The organism is Methylomonas sp. MgM2 (assembly GCF_054172045.1).
In genome coordinates this window covers 1-18379 of the sequence record NZ_JBSYXO010000015.1, presented here as the reverse complement: position 1 = coordinate 18379, position 18379 = coordinate 1, and the positions used below count along the sequence as shown (strand labels likewise).

Below are 18379 nucleotides of genomic sequence, written 5' to 3'. Positions count from 1 at the left end.
CCCGTTTTCGGTTGAGCGGGTATCATGTAAATCTGCTAATCAAGTCGGTCTCAAACCGATTTAAGGGGGAGTGGTGCGTCTATCTTTAAATACACAGATTTTTCTCGGTGCCGGACTAGGTATTGGCTTTGGTTTGCTGTGCGCGCGCTTAGGAACGGAAAGCGCCGGCATCAAGCAAAGCCTTTATTTATGCAATTTGGTTGGTACTTTATTTATCGATTTGTTGAAAATGGTGCTGGTGCCTTTGGTTTTTACCTCAATTGCGGCGGGGGTGGCGAATTTGCGGCAGCACAGTCAATTGCACCGGGTATGGATATCGACGCTAGTATTTTTTGTGTTAACGATGGCCATGGCGGTTTTTGTGGCGCTGTTGGCCAGCAATTGGTTTCACCCAGGTAAGGGATTAAGCTTGAATTTGTTTCCGGATGTCGATCAAGAAATCGCGGCTAAACAGATGAGTTTTGCCGAGTTTTTCGCTAATTTCCTGCATGGCTTGTTCGTTAATCCCTTCGCCGCCTTGGCTGACGGTAATGTCTTGGCGATTGTGATGTTTGCGTTGCTGCTGGGGATTGCCCTAGTCATCGGAGGGGAGCGCTATCGCAACATTTTGCAGCTGATGCAGGAAGGTTTAGAGTTAATGTTACGCATGGTGGGTTGGATTATGCGTTTGGCGCCGTTTGGAATCCTGGCGTTGTTGGCGCAATTGCTCGCGACGCAAAACCTGGAAGTGTTGGGTACTTTAGCGCAGTTTGTCGTTGTCGTATTAGGCGCCATTTTGTTTCATGGTTTGGTCACCTTGCCGCTGTTATTGGCGCTAGTCGCAAAAACCTCACCGTTTAAGTTTTTTCTAGGCGGCCGCGAGGCTTTATTGACGGCCTTCGCGACCAGTTCCAGCTCGGCAACTTTACCGGTCACTTTGCGTTGTGTTGAGCAGCACTTACACGTGAGGCCCAGTATTGCCGGTTTCGTGATCCCACTGGGAGCCACGGCCAATATGGACGGCACGGCCTTGTACGAAGCTTCTGCCGCGCTGTTTGTGGCTAATCTGGCGGGTATCGATCTGACTTTAGCCCAGCAATTAATCGTATTTTTTACCACGATGCTGGCGGCGATCGGTGCTCCCGGCATTCCGAGTGCCGGTATGGTGACCATGGTGATGGTGTTGCAGTCGGTGGGCTTGCCGGCTGAAGCAATAGCGATACTATTGCCTATCGACCGGCTACTCGATACGTTCCGCACCATGGTCAATGTCGAAGGGGATATGGTCGGGAGTCTAGTCGTTCAGCGGCTGGTGAGAGAAAGTTAATGGCTTAGAAGGCGGGCTGAAGCGGCAAAATCAGATACCGCCCAGCCCGTTATGCGTCAGCTGTTCATGGCTTTGACCATGTCCAACACGGCTTGGGCATGACCTTCGTGATTAACGCCGTACATGGCCTCGATCAACTTGCCGTCCTTGCCGATAATGAAGGTCGAACGGACTATTTTCCATTTTTTGACGCCTTCTTTTTCAACTTCCTGCCAGACGCCGTACCGGTCGCACAAATCGCCGGAAGTGTCGGCTAACAACTGAACATTTAGGCCGTATTTGCTGATGAAGTCACGGTGGCTGGCACAATCGTCTTTGCTGACACCAATAACAGCAGTATCTAATTCGGCAAATTGATCGGCGAGCGAAGTGAAATCGTTAGCTTCGATCGTGCAGCCTGGGGTGTCGTCCTTAGGGTAAAAATACAGCACAATATTTTTCTCGCCCTTGTAATCGGACAAATAAATCATTTGATTATTTTGATTAACCGAACGGAAAAACGGTGCTTCCTGGTTTTTTTCTAATAATTGTGACATTGGGTTTTCCTCTTGAGTAAGCCGTAAAACGACGACGTTGAGGAGTCGTCTTTTGATAGCAACTTTTGCGTTGCCGAGTAGCAGGATAATCCCGCTGAGCGAACAATGCCAGCTAATGATTCTGTCTTGAACACCAATGTCCGTATATTGGCAGTTAGACCATGTCCTAGTCCGTACCCGAAAATACAAATAACGCTTGGTAAAAGGCACGGACGATTGTTGTAGACAAGCATTAGGTTACAATGCCGGGTTTTGAATAGATAGGGACGACGTTTGGAAATGCGTAATCAACGCTTGGGTGTAAATAGCCAATGGTCATTGCCGATATTATCCGGCATATGCATAGGCACCAGTTATATACCATTTCCGCCATGGGCATCGCTGTTCTGTTTTGTGCCGTTATGGCTGTTCTGGCAGCAACAAAATAAGCTGAGTCATATTGTGTTAAGCGGCCTGTTGACCAGTTTTATTTATACCTTGATCGGGTTCAATTGGGTTACTTACACCCTCCACGAATTCGCGATGGTCAATTGGCTGCTAGCGGGCATAGGGATGGTATTGTTTGCTCTGTTTGGGCACTTATTCGTACCGGTGGCCGGCATATTGTGGTTCTGGAGTCGTAAATTCCTTAACTGCTCGCCAGCTATTTCATTTGGGCTGATGGCCGTTTTTACCGCCTTAGCCGAGCGCTATGTGCCGATGTTATTCAAATGGAATTTCGGCTACAGCTGGTATGGAGCAAATATACCGATTTATCAATGGGCAGAAATCGTCGGATTCACCGGGCTCAGCATGTTGACCATATTGGCGAATCTAGTTGTGTTATGGGCTTGGCGAGAGAGATCATACAAGTCAGGTAAATTAGGTTTTGTTGCGATTATATTGGCGTTTTTGGGGCTGAACGCCGGCGGTATTTGGCTAAAAAATCGATTGCCGGAACCCGATGCGTCTTTGAAAACATTGCTGGTTCAAGCCAACGTTGGAAATTTCGAAAAGCAGGCAATGGAACACGGCAAAGGTTTCAGAGCCGAGATATTAAAAAAATATCTACACGTCACCGACGAAGGTTTGGCGCACGATTCAAACATCGATTTTGTCCTGTGGTCGGAGACGGCGTTTCCGTCGTTGCTAGGAGGGATCTACAATCAATCGGTTTATGCCGAATTGGTGGAGGAGTTTTTACAGACTCGGCAAGTGGCGCTTATTACCGGCGCCTACGGTAAGGATCAACAATCCGGACTGATTACGAATTCGGTGTTTGCAATCGATAAACACGGAAACGTTACCGAGCCGCATTACAGCAAAACCATTCTGTTAGCGTTGGGCGAATACATACCCGGAGAACAGACTTTTCCTTGGCTGAGGACTTGGCTGCCTATGGTCGGAAACTTTGGTCGCGGACCGGGACCGACGGTATTATTGCGCTTCAACGGTTATGCGGTGGGCCCCCAGGTTTGTTATGAAAGCTTGTTTCCGGAGTTTTCCAAAGGATTGGCCGACCTGGGCGCGCAATTTTTCGTCAATGTGACCAACGACTCCTGGTACGGAACTTGGCAAGAGCCTTATCAGCACATGTATATGACCTTGGCTAGAGGCATAGAATTCAGACGCCCGGTCCTCCGGGTTACTAATACCGGCATTTCAACTGTGTCATTGGCGAACGGCGATGTTTTGGGTTTGTCGCCTATGGATGCCAGTTGGGCCGGGATATATGAAGTCGACTACCAAGCTAATCCGCAAGCGACATTTTATCAACGTCATTTCAGCTTGATGCCCGGATTGTTGTGGGCAGCCTTATTGGCTTTGCTAATTACAGGTTCAGCACAAAAAGTTAGGAATAAGTCATTGTAATTAATCATATTTGGTGAAATATCGATGCCGCCGGTCTGTCAGAACTGTCACGTCGAGTGTCAGATTTGACTAATTTCAAGGCGAAATTTTTGGTGTTTCCCCTTATATGATTTATCGCTTTATTTATGTGATTGATTTCAAAATTTAATAAAAACATGGCGCGCCTTATGCTGTTTAGCTAATGAGTTTAATCAACAGAAGGGTGAGCGTCATGGAAACCTTCAATGAAATCAATGAAATGTATGTAGAACGGTTTGCATTTATCGAAACATTGAGCCGCGAATTCATTGCGATGACTGGATGCGGGGTTTATGTTTATCTTAATCCGCTGGACGTGGATCAATTATTCAACAATTATATAAACCTCGGCATGCCAATTAGAGCGTTTGCTCGGCAATGTGTTAGAAATGTGCTGGGATAGCATCTCAAAATGGCAAGGTATCAATTCAAATTGTAAGAGGCTCTGAAATAAGGTTGTTAGATAGGCGCCGGGACATTCTTTATAATCGTAAGAACTTAGTTTTGTTTCCCCGGCCCACGAGCAAATATGAAAAACAACCGCCATGCCGCAGAGCCTTTTCGACTCAAAGCTCAACGGACCGGTAGCGAAAACTGGTATTTATGGGGACCGTATCTCTCTGAAAGAGCCTGGGGTACAGTCCGCGAGGATTACAGCGCTGACGGAAACGCCTGGGCGCATTTCACGCATGAGCACGCACGTTCGAGAGCGTATCGCTGGAGCGAAGACGGCCTAGCCGGCATATGCGACTCAAATCAGAATTTATGTTTCGCGCTGGCGTTTTGGAATGGTCGTGACCCAATTCTGAAGGAACGCGCCTTCGGATTAACGGGTCATGAAGGCAATCATGGCGAAGATGTCAAGGAAGCCTACTTTTACTTGGACGCCACGCCTACCCACAGCTACTTACATTACCGCTATAAATACCCGCAGTCGCCGTTTCCGTACGATCAGCTGGTGCTGGAAAATGGCCGACGTAGTCGCGATGAGCCGCCGTACCAACTGACCGACACCGGTATTTTTGAGCAAAATCGCTACTTCGACATCGATGTCGTTTATGCCAAACATTCTCCCGAGACCATTGTATGCCGCATTTGTATCGCAAACCGTGGGCCCGAAAGCGCGAGCTTGGATGTGCTGCCGACACTATGGTATCGGAATAGCTGGGATTGGGGTTATGGTTCGCAGCGACCGCAACTGATAGTCGGCGACCCGGCTGAGGGTATCGCTTGGTCTATCGAGGGCTATTGTTCCGAATTGGGCTCATACCGCTTATACGGATACAAAGCCGCCGAACTATTGTTTACCGAGAATGACAGCAATACCGAAAAGTTATGGAGGCATCCGAATAAGTCTCCCTACGTCAAAGATGCTTTTCACCGGTATGTCGTTGATGGCGAGCATGCGGCCGTTAATCCCCAAAAGCGGGGCAGTAAAAGCGCTGCGTGGCATAGAATGGTCCTACAACGGGGTGCCGAAGAAGTCGTCGACCTGGTATTGACCAACGACGAAACAATCTTGACGCAGGCCGGAATCGAGGCCGTTGTGCAAAAAAGACGGCGGGAGGCCGACGGGTTTTATCGAAGTCTTTTGCCTGGCACGGTACCCGAACAGGATAGGCGGATTTTACGTCAAGCCTTAGCCGGTCTAATTTGGAACAAACAATATTATCAACTCGACCTGGCGCGTTGGCAGGATGGCGACAAAATTCAGCCGCCGCCGGAAAGGTTGGGCATACGCAACCGGCATTGGCGCCATCTGAAAGCACACGACATCGTTTCCATGCCGGATAGTTGGGAGTATCCCTGGTTTGCCAGCTGGGATTTGGCTTATCAGGCCATTGCCTTGTCGGCGGTCGACATGGATTTTGCTAAACAGCAACTGGAATTGTTGCTGAACGAACGCTATTTGCATCCGAATGGTCATCTGCCGGCCTATGAATGGGATTTTTCCGATACCAACCCGCCGGTACACGCGGCAGCCGCGTTGTCGCTATTTCGTATAGAACGAGAGCGAACCGGGAAAGCCGATTTTGACTTTTTGCAGCGGGTGCTGAATAAGCTGTTACTGAATTACGCCTGGTGGTTAAACCGCAAAGATAGCGAGCATCACGACCTATTCGAAGGCGGATTCATGGGCTTGGATAATATTTCGGTATACGATCGGTCCAGGCCGCTGCCGCCCGGTTACCGCTTAAAACAAGCCGACGCCACCGGCTGGATGGCGATGTTCGCGCTGAATATGACCATGATGGCCTTGGAATTGGCAAGCGCCGGGCGCGCCTACGAAGATATCGCTATCCAATGCTATACCCAGTTTCTGGCTATTGGCAGAGCGATTGCCGGTTTCGGCGATCATGGCATGTCGTTATGGGACGAAGACGACCAATTCTTTAAAGATCTGATTTTGACAGCGGACGGCGCATGTCGCCGACTCGATGTGTTTTCCTGGGTAGGTATCATTCCGTTATTTGCCTGCGAAGTGGTCGATGCCAAGATGCTTGAGCGCGTCCCCAGATTTCGCGAAATGATTTACGAGCACCGCGGCGGCATGTTCGACGGCCATACTATTTGCGCCTGTCCCGAGCACACGAATGAAAAAGGCGAGCATCTTCTATCGTTGGTGGACCATACCATGCTACCCGGTATCTTGAAGCACGTGTTCAGTGAACAGGAGTTTCTATCGGTTTACGGTATTCGCAGTCTGAGCCGGGTTCATGCCGAACGGCGCGATTTGGGCTTGTTGCCGGGCATAGGCCAGGCCTTGATCGAGTATGTTCCCGGCGAATCGAATTCCGTTTTGTTCGGCGGAAATTCAAACTGGCGCGGACCGGTATGGTTTCCGACAAATTACTCGTTGATCGAAGCATTGGAAAAATTCCATCGTTATCTGGGCGATAATTTTAAAGTGTCGGTGCCAAATCTGGCGCCGTATGATTTGACCTTAGACGAAATCAACTTTCATCTTGGTGAACGCTTAATCGATTTATTTCGCCGTAACGGCAATGGTCTGATTCCGGCATACCCTATCGACAGCCCTTTACAACACGATCCGCACTGGCAGGGGTTGCCGCTATTCCACGAATATTTCCACGCCGAGACGGGGCAGGGCTTAGGCGCTTCTCATCAAACCGGTTGGACGGCGTTGGTTGCGTTGCTGTTAATCAAAAATGCCCGGAAAAAGCAAGCATCTAGCTAAACGGCGCTAAATCGCTTTAATGCAGCGCTCATCATCATGCAGTGGGTTGTTCACCCAGCTGCTGACCGGCGTCGCCCGCATTTCGGAATAAGCCTGATTGTCGAGCAGGTCATAGGCCCGGCCGGTGTCTGTCTGCTTATCCAGCCACTGGTGATAATGTTGTTCCGCGATGATTACCGGCATTCTGTCGTGTATGGCTTGCATCAAATCGGTCGCTGCCTTGGTTATGATCGTGCAGGAGTACAAGGTTTCGGTTTCGTGCTGCCATTGTTCCCACAGTCCCGCGAAAGCAAACAGCCGATGATCGGGGAGATGAACGTTAAAGGCCTGCTTGCCTTTTTCGTACTTGGCCCATTCGAAGAAACCTGTCGCGGGTATCAGGCATCGCCGCTGTTTGAAGGCCGAGCGAAAAGACGGTTTTTCCCGAATCGTTTCCATGCGCGCATTGATTAAATGCGAACTGTTTTTGCTGTCTTTCGCCCAGGACGGCACCAATCCCCAAACCAGGTTGATTGCCTTGCGGGATCGATCCTCCAGTTCGACGATATTCAGGATTTTTTGAGCCGGAGCGATGTTAAAGGAGGGCTGAAAAACAAACTGCCGCTGTAATTTAAAATGTTCGGCGATCTGTTCCGCAGTTGCCGTCAGGCTATAACGTCCGCACATGATGAGTCGTTCGGTCGAGGGAGCGGGTTGTTGTTTTTTTTGCCATGATGAAAAAGCCCAAGTCCTTATTCATCCTCCTCTTTAAGCTTAAATCCTGCCGTCAATTGTTGCTGAACATGAGGCGGTACGGCCGCATAATGGCTTAGCGCCATCGTGTAATGGCCGCGGCCGCTGGTCAGTGAGTTTAAGCGAGACTGATAGTCGTTTAGCTCCGCCAAAGGCACTTTGCCGTTGACGATGACCTTGCTTTGTCCGTTAGCGTCGGTGCCTGTGATATGGCCGCGTTTAGCGGAAAGGTCGCCGGCGATGTCGCCCATAGCCGCTTCAGGCGCGGTGATCTCGATATCGACGATGGGTTCCAACACTAAGGGCTTTGCAGCTTGGATGGCTGCGATGACCGCTTTGCGCCCGGCGATAACGAAAGCAATCTCCTTGCTGTCAACCGAATGTGTCTTGCCGTCATACACAGTCACGCGCAAATCGACCACCGGAAAACCGGCGGCAACTCCATCTTGCAAGGCTTGGCGTACGCCTTTTTCGACTGCGGGAATGAACGCGCCGGGTATCGTGCCGCCTTTGACCGCGTCGACGAATTCCATGCCTTGGCCGCGTTCCAACGGTTCGACCCGTAAGAATACTTCGCCGAACTGGCCGGCGCCGCCGGTTTGTTTCTTGTGGCGATGATGGCCCTCCGCCGCCTGGCTGACCGTTTCCCGATACGGAATCAAAGGCGGCTTGGTTTCCACCTCCAATCTATATTGGTTCGCCATCTTTTCCAGCTTGGCGTTCAGATGGGCGTCGCCCAGGCCCAGGATGACCGTTTCGTTGGTGGCCGGGCGGCGCTCGACGATGAAAGTCGGGTCTTCCATTGCCAGTTTGTCGAGGACATCGAACAAACGCTGTTCGTCGCCCTTGCGCTTGGTTTCTAAGGACAAACCTGCCATGGCTTGCGGAAATTTCATCGGTTTTAAATGAATGAAATCTTCGTCGTGCGAATCGTGCAGCACGCTATCGAACTCGATTTCGTCGATCTTAGCCACAGCACCGATATCGCCCGGAATCAACGCATCCACTTCTTGAAAATCCTTGCCTTGCAACCGGTACAAATGAGTGGTTTTGAAAGGACGTTTGCCGTCTCCGACAAACAATTGCGCGTCCGGTTTGATCGTGCCTTGGTGCACGCGAAATATGCCGACTTTACCCATATAAGGGTCGCTGACGATCTTGAACACATGCGCGAGTACGTGTTTGTCAGGATCGGGAACCGCTTGAAAGGTTTCTGTGGAGCCGTCCGGCAGCGCTCTATAGAACGGCGGCGGATTGCCTTCGGCGGGATTAGGCGCTAAGTTCGCGATGATATGAAGCAGTTCGGTGACGCCGGCTCCGGTTTTAGCCGAAGTGAATAAAATGGGGGTAAAACCGGCCCGTAATGCACTTTCGAACGGCGTATGCATTTCGGACGGCTTAGGTTCTTCGCCTTCTTCCAAATATTTTTCCAGAAGCGCCATGTCTTCTTCGACGATGCGCTCTATCAGTTCGCGATGGGCGGTAGCGACCGAACCGAAATCCACGCTACCGCTATCGTGTTCCATCACTTCGACCACTTCCCTGGAACCCTCGGCCGGCAGATCCAATACCAAACCGTTGAAGCCGGATCGTATGTGTTCGACCAAACCCGGCAAGTCCAAATTATCGGCATCGATTTTGTTGATGACGATCATCGTGCACAGCTTGCGCTCCTTTGCCCAACGCAGCATGCGTTCGGTCATCAGTTCGACACCGGTTTGGGCATTCACGACGACGATAGCGGTATCGACGGCTTCCAAAGCGGCAATTGCCTGTCCGGCGAAATCCGGATAGCCGGGCGTGTCAATCAAATGAATCAAGGTGTTTTCGTGTTCGAGGTGCGCGACGGCGCTTTGCAGCGAATGGCCTATGGTTTTTTCCTGCGGATCGAAGTCGCACAGCGTATTGCCTTTTTCGACCGTACCTTTGTTATTGACGATGCCGGCGGAAAATAACAAGGATTCGGTTAAACTGGTCTTGCCGGCCGCGCCGTGGCCGACCAGGGCGACCGTTCGGATCGCATTCGTGGTGTAGTTAGGCATAACCTCTCCTGACTGAGTGGCGGTAAACCTATTGTAGTCCGTTGGCCGCCAGCCGGGGCTGTTAATTGAGCAAATGCGCGGGGCAGGGCGAAAAGCAGTCAGAGCAAGTAATGCGAGCTGAGTTTAGGCCGGGGCCGCACGCCGGCCGGTCGCCACGATCAAAAAAACAGCCCCATGGTGACCTAAGCAGCATGTTTAGACGGATGCGGACACCGATTCGGGCTTAAATGAAAAACACTTGTTTGGTGACCGCGATGCGTAAGATGTAAACAAAACAAAACAGCGCCATGCCAAATGCGATCCAACGGCGTTGGCCTTGTTGGCGTAGGCTAAAGATGCCGAAAATGATGAAGGCGAACATCAGAAAGACTTTAGTGACTATCCAGCCGTAATTTTCCGACCAATTACCTTGAAAGACCAGGGTGATGCCCGACAACAGCAAGCCGGCCGCCAATCCGTGAGGCAATAGCTTGATCCATTTTTCCGCCAGCATGGCGGGCTTTTTTTCGGCCAAGTATACGCGCCACAGGTAGCTGGTGATGACTAAGACAACAAATAATAAATGTAAATGTTTCATGGTAAGGTCCGGTTCGGAAGTTAGGAATTCAAAGCGCGATCATCTGTTATCGAAGTCTATTCAGCAAGCGTTTTTCGTTGTCAAGGCGGTGCAAGCGTTGTTCGCTTCCTCTATGAGACTGTCGTGTGAAAGGCGAATTGCGGGTACGTTCAGCGTTTTTTATATAAATCCAATGAGTCAATCCGATCGTCGATTTCGGCAATCATGTTTCGGTAAAGCGGGCTGGCTGGGTCGCCGAAGCGATGCTTGAATGTCGGTTCGTCCATTTGCTCCGGCAGGCCTTTAATGTTCGGGAGGATGACGGTGTAGTCTTTGGCTTCCGACATCGCGCGTTGTAACTCCCGCGCTTGTTTCGGCGAGGCGATGGCCAGCTGGCCGAAGCGGGTGCCGGCGCGGTCGGCCGCCAAATCGATGAAGCTGAAGCCGCTGCCTTTTTCGGCGTCGCCTAATTCTTTGTCGATACCCACGCGTTCTCCCAATAAGGAAGCATCGATGGCTGCAAGCAGCGCGGATGCAATGAAGTGTTGGGGGATGTCGATACGTTTGTAGGCGTAAACCGGATATTCCTTGCTGTAGACCAAACCGAGCGGCAGGTAGCGGCGCAACTCCTGTTTATAGATATAGCTGCCCACGGCTATGATCACGGCGCGATTTTCCCGAATGGCGGTGTCTTCGTCGGAACGCTGATAGGCCGACGCGAACAAGGGCTGCAACAAATCGGTTAGCGATAAAAGCCAGCCCGGATCGTGTTGACTGACAATGTCGTTGATTTGCTGCTGATACAGATGCAGATTGGGGTATTCGCGGTGCTTCCGTATGGCCAGCTGTTTAGCGGCTTCGACGATAGCGCCCAGGTAACTCACTTGCAGGCCTTCCTCGGTAAACCGTACGTCTTTAATATAATTCTCGCCCACTTGCCAATACGTTTTTAACGGCGTGGAGCGGGCAATGGCGGGGATTAAGAAATTGGCGGCGGAGTCAGGTACCGATATTTCGCCGATTTTGAATGATTTGATGTGTACATTGCCGCCGTCTTGAATCAACTTGAAACTGAAATCCAAATAGCGTCCCCAAATCGTTTGCGGAACGAAGATCGCAACTTGGGCAAACACCAAATTCTTGCCGACATGTATCTGCACCGTGTTTTCTACGAAGTGATTCAGCAGATAGCTGGCCGCGATATTGACGTCCTTTTGATTCAGCGTGACCGTTTTTATTTGCTCGCGTTCTTCCGGTTTGACCTGCAGCAATTGTTTGGCTCTCTCGATATCATCGCGGTTCAGGCCATGGTGAATTTTCGACAAAGGCGAATTGTCCAATGCGAATAACAATAATAAGTTGAACAATATGAAAACGATCAGGCCGGCAAAGATCAGTCGTTTGATCGGCCGGGGAACGGTAAACGACTTCAGCATAGACTAAAACGAGAGCGAGAACTTTGCGTCCTTAAGATATTGAATTTCTTGATTCAAATCGGCTTGGGTCAGCGGCGCTTGCTCCAGCCACTGTTCCGGGAATGTCAGGTCGACGTGTTTGCCGTCGATACCGATTTTAAACTCCGGACACTCGGCGTGCCGGTTTCTATGCAACAGGTAAGCCAAGCGGAAGACGACGCTCATAATGGGCGCATGCCTGTTCCAGGGCGCGGGTAAATCTTCAAAGCGGGATAGATTGAATTTCTTGCGATGATTCCGCACCAGGCGCGACAACAATATTTGGTCTTGTTTGGAGAAGCCGGCAAAGTCGCCGTTTTCGATAATATAGGCGCTATGTTTGTGGTATTGATTGTGCGCTATTTCGATGCCGATTTCATGCAATTCCGCCGCCCACTCCAAGAATTGCAAAGCGGCCGGATTATTCTCGTTGAAACACGGATGGTCTTGGAGCTGCGAGACTATGTAGCGTATCGTCTGCTTTAGCCGTTCGGCATGGCGCTTGTCGGTGTGGTAGCGTTCGGCGATGATTTGGCTGGTTTGGGAACGGGTATCGTGATCGTAGATACGCCCGAGCAAGTCGTAAATCAAGCCCTCGCGCAAAGCGCCGTCGGATACCGTCATCTGTTGGATGTTCAAAGTCTTGAAGGTGGCATAGACGATCGCCACGGCGCCTATGAATACCGGCCGGCGTTCGATGCTCAGGGCCGGGAGGGCGATTTGGTCGCAATGATGCAAGCTCAACAAATGCAATACGAGTTTTTCGATGCCGTCCAAGGTGATGCCATTGTTGCTGAAGCCGGCCGTTTCCAGCACATTGTTGATCGCTTTCAGACTGCCGGATGCCCCGATGGCTTCATCGTAGTGTCGGCTATTGAACGTATTTTGAAAGGGTTCCAGCTGCTGCTCGGCGAATAGCGTCGCTTTTCTAAAGGCCTTTTTTGATATCTCGCCGTTCTTGAAAAAGTTCTGGCTTACCGTCACGCACCCCATGTTTAGGCTTTCCTTGGTGTGGGCCGTGTCTTGTCTGCCGATGATATATTCGGTACTGCTGCCGCCGATATCCATCACAAAGCGGTTGTTGGCGTTGCTAGACAGGCTGTGAGCGACGCCCTGATAGATCAAACGCGCTTCTTCGATGCCGGAAATGATGTGTATGGGGTGGCCCAGGGCTTTTTCGCCCTTGCGTATGAATTCTTCCGCGTTTTTAGCCAGGCGTAGAGTATTGGTGCCGACGACGCGAACGCTGTTGGGCGGAAAATCTCTGATGCGTTGGCCGAAGCGTTCCAAACAGGCCAATGCCTTTTCCTGGGTTGCTTGATCCAGCACTTTATGCTGATCCAGCCCGGCCGCCAGCCGCACCATTTCTTTTAAACGGTCCAGGGTTTGCAATTTACCGTCTTGCAGACTGCAAATAATCATATGGAAACTGTTGGACCCCAGATCAACAGCGGCAACATTCGTTGGGATTGCGTTTGGCAAGATTTTCTTCCTGTTTGTGCTTAGGCTGGTAACGAATTCTGTTAAAATCCATCGCTTTTCGGCGGTCCCTTTGCTTGAGAGCGCCCATTCTAGCAGGTCCGCATTATAAACTACCCCATGAAGGCTTTATCCATTCAAAACCTAAAAAAGACCTATAAGAACGGGTTTCAGGCTTTAAAAGGCGTAGATCTTGAGGTGGAAAGCGGCGATTTTTTTGCGTTGCTCGGCCCCAATGGCGCCGGGAAATCGACCTTGATAGGCATCATTAGTTCGTTGGTGACCAAGAGCAGCGGTTCGGTCAGCGTATTCGGGCATGATTTGGATAGCGATAACGAAGGCGCGAAAAGCTGTATCGGCTTGGTGCCGCAAGAAGTCAATTTCAATCAATTCGAAACCGTCCGGAATGTCGTAATGAACCAAGCCGGTTATTACGGCATTCCGCGCAAGCAGGCAGCGGCCCAGACCGAACAATGTCTGAAACAAATGGATTTATGGGATAAACGCGATACGGTATCCCGCCAGTTGTCGGGCGGCATGAAGCGGCGTTTGATGATAGCCAGGGCCATGGTGCACGCACCGCGCCTGTTGATTCTGGACGAACCCACGGCAGGCGTGGACATTGAAATCCGCCGGGCCATGTGGCAAATGATGCAGGACGTGAACCGCCAAGGCACCACTATCATACTGACCACTCACTATCTGGAAGAGGCCGAGAGCCTGTGTCGCAACATCGCCATTATCAATAACGGCGAGATTATCGAAAAGTCGGCCATGAATGAATTGTTGAATCGCATCCATATCGATCATTTCGTATTGGATGTCGCGCAAGAATTAGCCGCTGCGCCCGTCATCGACGGCTACGAACTCGAATTGGTCGGCGGCAGGGCGCTGAATGTCGCGGTGCCGAAGAGCCTCGGCTTGAACAAGCTGTTCCAGCAGTTGTCGGCAGCGCGGATCGACGTGTTGAGCCTGAAAAACAAATCCAACCGCCTCGAACAATTATTTATCGATTTGGTGCAATGAAATATTCCGTCGCCTTTTCCACCATATTGACCAAGGAAATCCGCCGTTTCACGCGTATTTGGCCGCAAACCCTGCTGCCGCCGGCCGTGACGACGGCCTTGTATTTTCTGATTTTCGGAACATTGATAGGCGACCGTATCGGAACCGTGCATGGCGTCAGCTACATGGACTACATCGTGCCGGGCGTGATCTTGATGTCGGTCATCAGTCATTCCTACTCGAATGTCGTGTCGTCTTTCTATTCCACCAAGTTTCAACACCATATCGAAGAACTACTGGTGTCGCCGGTGCCCAATTGGGTGATATTAACCGGTTACGTTTGCGGCGGTATCGCCAGAGGCGTCATGGTGGGCGGCGTGGTTACGGCGATTTCGACGCTATTTACTCATGTAAAAGTCCTGCATTGGGAAATTGCGCTGGCGGTATTGTTATTGACCGCGACTTTGTTTGCGCTGGCCGGCTTTATCAACGCGATATTTGCCGATAGCTTCGACGATATTTCCATCATCCCGAACTTCGTGTTGACGCCGTTGAGTTACTTGGGCGGCGTGTTTTATTCGTTGGCGATGCTGCCGCCGATTTGGCAACTGATCGCCCAAGGCAATCCGATTCTTTACATCATCAATGCCTTTCGTTTCGGCCTGATCGGCGTGACCGACGTCGATATTGTTTTGGCCTTTGCGATGACGGTCGGCTTCATTCTGTTTTTAGGCCTGCTGAGTCTGTGGTTGCTGCATAAAGGCGTCGGGATTAAGAGCTGAGATCATGGGCCGGCCCTACCGAACTTTTAGTATGCCCCGACCTTTAATTACCGGCAGCAAACGACGATGCAGCGAGCGGCCGTGACCCTTCGGGGCCTCGTAGCCGCAACGTAAACCATAGGCGTTGCCCGACTGAGTCCCGCAGCGCAGCAAACAAGGCGTAAAATTTGTTTTGAAAGCCCGCGTATACTTGAGAGAACTTGCAACGGCTGCGACCACATTATTTTCTTCTGAATTCGTAGCGTTTTTTAAAGATAAATTCATGGTTTAAGATATTGGGCATGGAAGTTAATTTGATCGGATGCCTTCATCTGCATAGAAGCCGAAATAAAAACTAGGATATTTGTTCGAATATGGCGCAGATGCTTACGCCTTACCAAACCCAGTACTACGCTTATCTTCTGACCCGTCGTTCGGCCGGCGATACCGTGGAATCGTTGGCATCGACCTTGGTTGATGCCCAAGTCGACCTTAACCCGCATCAGGTCGAGGCGGCATTGTTTGCTTGCAAGAACCCGCTTTCTCGCGGCGTAATTCTGGCCGATGAAGTAGGGCTTGGTAAAACCATAGAAGCCGGCCTAGTGATTTCACAACACTGGGCGGAACGCCGTCGGCGGATTCTGATTACCGTTCCCGCAAACCTGCGTAAGCAATGGCATCAAGAATTACAGGACAAATTCGGCTTGCAAGGCATCATCTTGGAGACCAAGAGTTACAACGCATTACGCAAACAAGGCATCCGCAACCCATTCGAATACGACCAGGGACCGGTACTTTGTTCGTACCAATTTGCCAAAGCCAAAGTGGATGATGTGCGCCGGGTTAATTGGGATTTGGTGGTACTCGACGAAGCACACCGTTTACGCAATGTTTACAAGCCCAGCAACGTTATCGGCAAGACGCTGAAAGAAGCGTTCGAGCGCGTGCATTCCAAAGTGTTATTGACCGCAACACCGCTACAAAACTCATTACTGGAACTCTACGGCTTGGTCAGCATCATCGATGACCGGGTGTTTGGTGATCTGGATAGCTTTAGAGCGCAATTCAGCAGCCAAGCCCGTGACACTGCGTTTGCCGGCCTGCGTGCTCGCTTGACGCCTATTTGTAAGCGCACACTACGGCGGCAAGTCCAGCCTTATGTGTCGTACACCGCTCGACGCGCCATCGTTCAAGAATTCACACCCTCCATTGAAGAACGCGAATTATCGGCACTGGTGGCGGATTATTTGCGCCGTCCCAATTTAAAAGCACTGCCCGACAGCCAGCGTCAACTGATTTCGTTGGTCCTGTGGAAGCTGCTTGCGTCGTCTACATATGCTATTGCCGGCGCGCTGGATACCATGGCAAATCGCCTGCAACGCATACTGGAGCCCACTCAAGATGTGCCTGACTTGGCTGACGAATTAGATGCCGATTACGAGTCTCTGGAAGAAACTGCCGACGAATGGGACGAATCTGGACCATTCAATGAACGTTCACATACGGACGAACAGACTGCGATTGTTAGAGAAATCCAAGAACTCCTCCACTTCAAAAAGTTGGCGACCAACATTCGCGACAACGCCAAAGGCAAGGCCCTGCTAATCGCATTGGAACGTGCTTTTGCTGAATTGGACAGACTCGATGCGCCGAAAAAAGCCATCATCTTTACCGAATCCAGACGCACCCAGGATTATCTGCTCTCGTTATTGGCAGAGACCGATTACGGTAACGGCATCGTGCTGTTCAACGGTACCAACAGCGATGCGCGCGCACAAATCACTTACAAAGAATGGCTCCAGCATCACCAAGGCACCGACCGCATCACTGGTTCCAAAACCGCCGATACGCGCGCCGCTTTGGTTGAACAGTTCAAAGAACGCGGCACCATCATGATCGCCACCGAAGCCGGAGCCGAAGGCATTAACCTGCAATTCTGTTCCTTGGTGATCAACTACGATCTGCCCTGGAATCCGCAACGCATCGAACAGCGTATTGGCCGTTGCCATCGTTACGGCCAAAAATTCGATGTCGTGGTGGTCAACTTCGTGGATCGCAGTAACGAAGCCGATGCCCGCGTTTACGAACTGTTGGCGCAGAAGTTTCAGCTCTTCGAAGGTGTCTTTGGCGCTAGCGACGAAGTGCTCGGCGCGATTGGTTCCGGGGTGGACTTTGAAAGACGCATCGCCGAGATTTACCAAAACTGCCGCGAACCGGAAGCCATTCAGGCCAGTTTTCAGCAACTGCAAAACGATCTTTCCTGCGAGATCAGCGAAGCGATGGTCAAGACGCGGCAATTGCTGTTGGAAAACTTCGACGAGGAAGTGCAGGAAAAATTGCGTATGCGCGCTGAAGACAGCGTCGCCACACGCAATCGCTACGAGAAAATGCTGCTCGATATAAGCCGGGCTGAGCTGAATGATTGTGCCGAATTCGATGACGGCGGCTTTAAATTGCTCCACCTCCCGGACCCGCAGTTGTCACATATCGAATTGGGGCGCTACGAATTGCCAAGACGTAGTGGCGATGCTCATCTGTATCGAGTCGGCCACCCATTAGCCGAATGGGTTACAACGCTGGCCAAAAGCCGGAAATTGCCAGTTGCCCGCTTGAGTTTCGATTACGACGCCTATGGCACTCAAGTCAGCACACTCAAAGCCTATCGCGGACAAAGCGGCATTTTAGTGGTCAAGCTGCTGAGTGTCGAAGCCTTGGGTAACCTGGAGCAGTACCTGATTGTGGCGGCCAGCACTACTGACGGTGGAATATTGGTCGAAGACGATCCCGAAAAATTGTTACGTTTTCCAGCGGTTGTCACTCCAAACACCTCCAATATTGAAGGCCAGTTGCCAGCACTACTGAGCGAAGACCTTGAAAATCGCAAGCAGGCTCTACTCCGCGAAATCAACCAACGCAATCTCGGCTACTTCCAACAAGAAGTCGAAAAGCTGGATGCTTGGGCGGACGATCTAAAGCTCGGTCTGGAACAGGAAATCAAGGAAATCGATCGCGAAGTTAAAGAGATTCGCCGTACCGCCGCCACTGCGCCGACATTGGATGAAAAACTGCATTGGCAAAAACGCCAACGGGAACTGGAAACCAAACGCAATAAGCTGCGAAGAGAATTGTTTGATCGGCAGGATGAAATCGAATCGCAACGAAATGGCTTGATTGAGCAATTGGAGCAACAGCTTCAGCAGAAGACTCAAGATCAACTACTGTTTTCCATAGAATGGGAGTTGAAATAATCGTAAAAAATTATCAAATCGCAATTGTCCGACAAATCTCTGAAGAGTTTAAGCCGATTAATGAATATGGCATCTGAAGATAATTAATAATTTTTTTTCGTAAAAGGAAAGAAACCCGGAGAGTGTCGGCTTCCGGCGGGAAAGATTGCTAGCCATCCCTGGCTAGCAATCGCGCCTACACCGCCACGTGAT

General features: G+C 50.8%; 13 protein-coding genes. 7 read left to right on the top strand and 6 right to left on the bottom strand.

Annotation, left to right across the window (positions count from 1 at the left end):
* Positions 1-73: 73 nt before the first annotated feature.
* Positions 74-1306, top strand: coding sequence for a dicarboxylate/amino acid:cation symporter (locus ACW73I_RS12550; protein WP_458029722.1), 1233 nt, complete (start codon positions 74-76; stop codon positions 1304-1306).
* 56 nt (positions 1307-1362) lie between these two features.
* Here the strand turns inward: ACW73I_RS12550 and ACW73I_RS12545 are convergent, their stop codons facing one another.
* Positions 1363-1842: a peroxiredoxin gene (locus ACW73I_RS12545; protein ID WP_458029721.1), complete on the bottom strand. Its 480-nt coding sequence runs from the start codon at positions 1840-1842 to the stop codon at positions 1363-1365.
* Positions 1843-2121: 279 nt separating this feature from the next.
* Here ACW73I_RS12545 and lnt point away from each other — a divergent pair, with 279 nt between their 5' ends.
* The 3 genes from lnt to ACW73I_RS12530 all read left to right on the top strand — a co-directional run bounded on the left by lnt (position 2122) and on the right by ACW73I_RS12530 (position 6910).
* Positions 2122-3693 carry an apolipoprotein N-acyltransferase gene (lnt, locus tag ACW73I_RS12540; RefSeq protein WP_458029720.1) on the top strand — a complete coding sequence of 524 codons (1572 nt, stop codon included), beginning with the start codon at positions 2122-2124 and terminating at the stop codon, positions 3691-3693.
* Between the two features lie 211 nt (positions 3694-3904).
* On the top strand, positions 3905-4114 hold the full coding sequence (locus tag ACW73I_RS12535; RefSeq protein WP_458029719.1) for a hypothetical protein: 210 nt from the start codon (positions 3905-3907) through the stop codon (positions 4112-4114).
* A 126-nt stretch (positions 4115-4240) separates the two neighbouring features.
* The gene (locus tag ACW73I_RS12530) at positions 4241-6910 is read left to right on the top strand and encodes an MGH1-like glycoside hydrolase domain-containing protein (protein ID WP_458029718.1); all 2670 of its coding nucleotides are present in this window, start codon (positions 4241-4243) and stop codon (positions 6908-6910) included.
* 6 nt (positions 6911-6916) lie between these two features.
* Here the strand turns inward: ACW73I_RS12530 and ACW73I_RS12525 are convergent, their stop codons facing one another.
* The 5 genes from ACW73I_RS12525 to ppx all read right to left on the bottom strand — a co-directional run bounded on the left by ACW73I_RS12525 (position 6917) and on the right by ppx (position 13176).
* Positions 6917-7576 (bottom strand): SOS response-associated peptidase, encoded by a 660-nt coding sequence (locus ACW73I_RS12525; RefSeq protein WP_458029717.1) that lies wholly within the window; start codon positions 7574-7576, stop codon positions 6917-6919.
* Positions 7577-7641: 65 nt separating this feature from the next.
* Positions 7642-9684 (bottom strand): elongation factor G, encoded by a 2043-nt coding sequence (gene fusA / locus ACW73I_RS12520; RefSeq protein ID WP_458029716.1) that lies wholly within the window; start codon positions 9682-9684, stop codon positions 7642-7644.
* 223 nt (positions 9685-9907) lie between these two features.
* A complete protein-coding gene (locus tag ACW73I_RS12515) occupies positions 9908-10261 on the bottom strand; it encodes a SirB2 family protein (RefSeq protein WP_458029715.1) in 354 nt (117 codons plus the stop codon).
* Between the two features lie 149 nt (positions 10262-10410).
* Positions 10411-11676, bottom strand: a complete 1266-nt coding sequence (locus tag ACW73I_RS12510; protein ID WP_458029714.1) for a hypothetical protein — start codon at positions 11674-11676, stop codon at positions 10411-10413.
* 3 nt (positions 11677-11679) lie between these two features.
* Entirely contained in the window at positions 11680-13176 is a 1497-nt protein-coding gene (gene ppx / locus ACW73I_RS12505; protein ID WP_458029713.1) for an exopolyphosphatase, read from the bottom strand.
* Between the two features lie 117 nt (positions 13177-13293).
* Between ppx and ACW73I_RS12500 the strand changes: the two genes are divergently transcribed.
* The 3 genes from ACW73I_RS12500 (at position 13294) to ACW73I_RS12490 (ending at position 18187) form a co-directional block, all read left to right on the top strand.
* Positions 13294-14199, top strand: coding sequence for an ABC transporter ATP-binding protein (locus ACW73I_RS12500; protein WP_458029712.1), 906 nt, complete (start codon positions 13294-13296; stop codon positions 14197-14199).
* Positions 14196-14960, top strand: coding sequence for an ABC transporter permease (locus ACW73I_RS12495; RefSeq protein WP_458029711.1), 765 nt, complete (start codon positions 14196-14198; stop codon positions 14958-14960). The genes ACW73I_RS12500 and ACW73I_RS12495 overlap by 4 nt, the downstream gene beginning before the upstream one ends.
* A gap of 353 nt (positions 14961-15313) precedes the next feature.
* Complete coding sequence (locus ACW73I_RS12490) at positions 15314-18187, top strand: SNF2-related protein (protein ID WP_458029710.1); 2874 nt, start codon at positions 15314-15316, stop codon at positions 18185-18187.
* The last annotated feature ends 192 nt before the right edge of the window (positions 18188-18379 follow it).

Bases quoted from the DNA above. Each gene is read 5' to 3' on its own strand.
- ACW73I_RS12525 (WP_458029717.1), bottom strand. From the start codon at position 7,576: ATGTGCGGACGTTATAGCCTGACGGCAACTGCGGAACAGATCGCCGAA.
- ACW73I_RS12495 (WP_458029711.1), top strand. From the start codon at position 14,196: ATGAAATATTCCGTCGCCTTTTCCACCATATTGACCAAGGAAATCCGC.
- ACW73I_RS12530 (WP_458029718.1), top strand. From the start codon at position 4,241: ATGAAAAACAACCGCCATGCCGCAGAGCCTTTTCGACTCAAAGCTCAA.
- ACW73I_RS12515 (WP_458029715.1), bottom strand. From the start codon at position 10,261: ATGAAACATTTACATTTATTATTTGTTGTCTTAGTCATCACCAGCTAC.
- ACW73I_RS12490 (WP_458029710.1), top strand. From the start codon at position 15,314: ATGGCGCAGATGCTTACGCCTTACCAAACCCAGTACTACGCTTATCTT.
- ACW73I_RS12510 (WP_458029714.1), bottom strand. From the start codon at position 11,676: ATGCTGAAGTCGTTTACCGTTCCCCGGCCGATCAAACGACTGATCTTT.
- ACW73I_RS12535 (WP_458029719.1), top strand. From the start codon at position 3,905: ATGGAAACCTTCAATGAAATCAATGAAATGTATGTAGAACGGTTTGCA.
- ACW73I_RS12545 (WP_458029721.1), bottom strand. From the start codon at position 1,842: ATGTCACAATTATTAGAAAAAAACCAGGAAGCACCGTTTTTCCGTTCG.
- fusA (WP_458029716.1), bottom strand. From the start codon at position 9,684: ATGCCTAACTACACCACGAATGCGATCCGAACGGTCGCCCTGGTCGGC.
- lnt (WP_458029720.1), top strand. From the start codon at position 2,122: ATGCGTAATCAACGCTTGGGTGTAAATAGCCAATGGTCATTGCCGATA.
- ACW73I_RS12500 (WP_458029712.1), top strand. From the start codon at position 13,294: ATGAAGGCTTTATCCATTCAAAACCTAAAAAAGACCTATAAGAACGGG.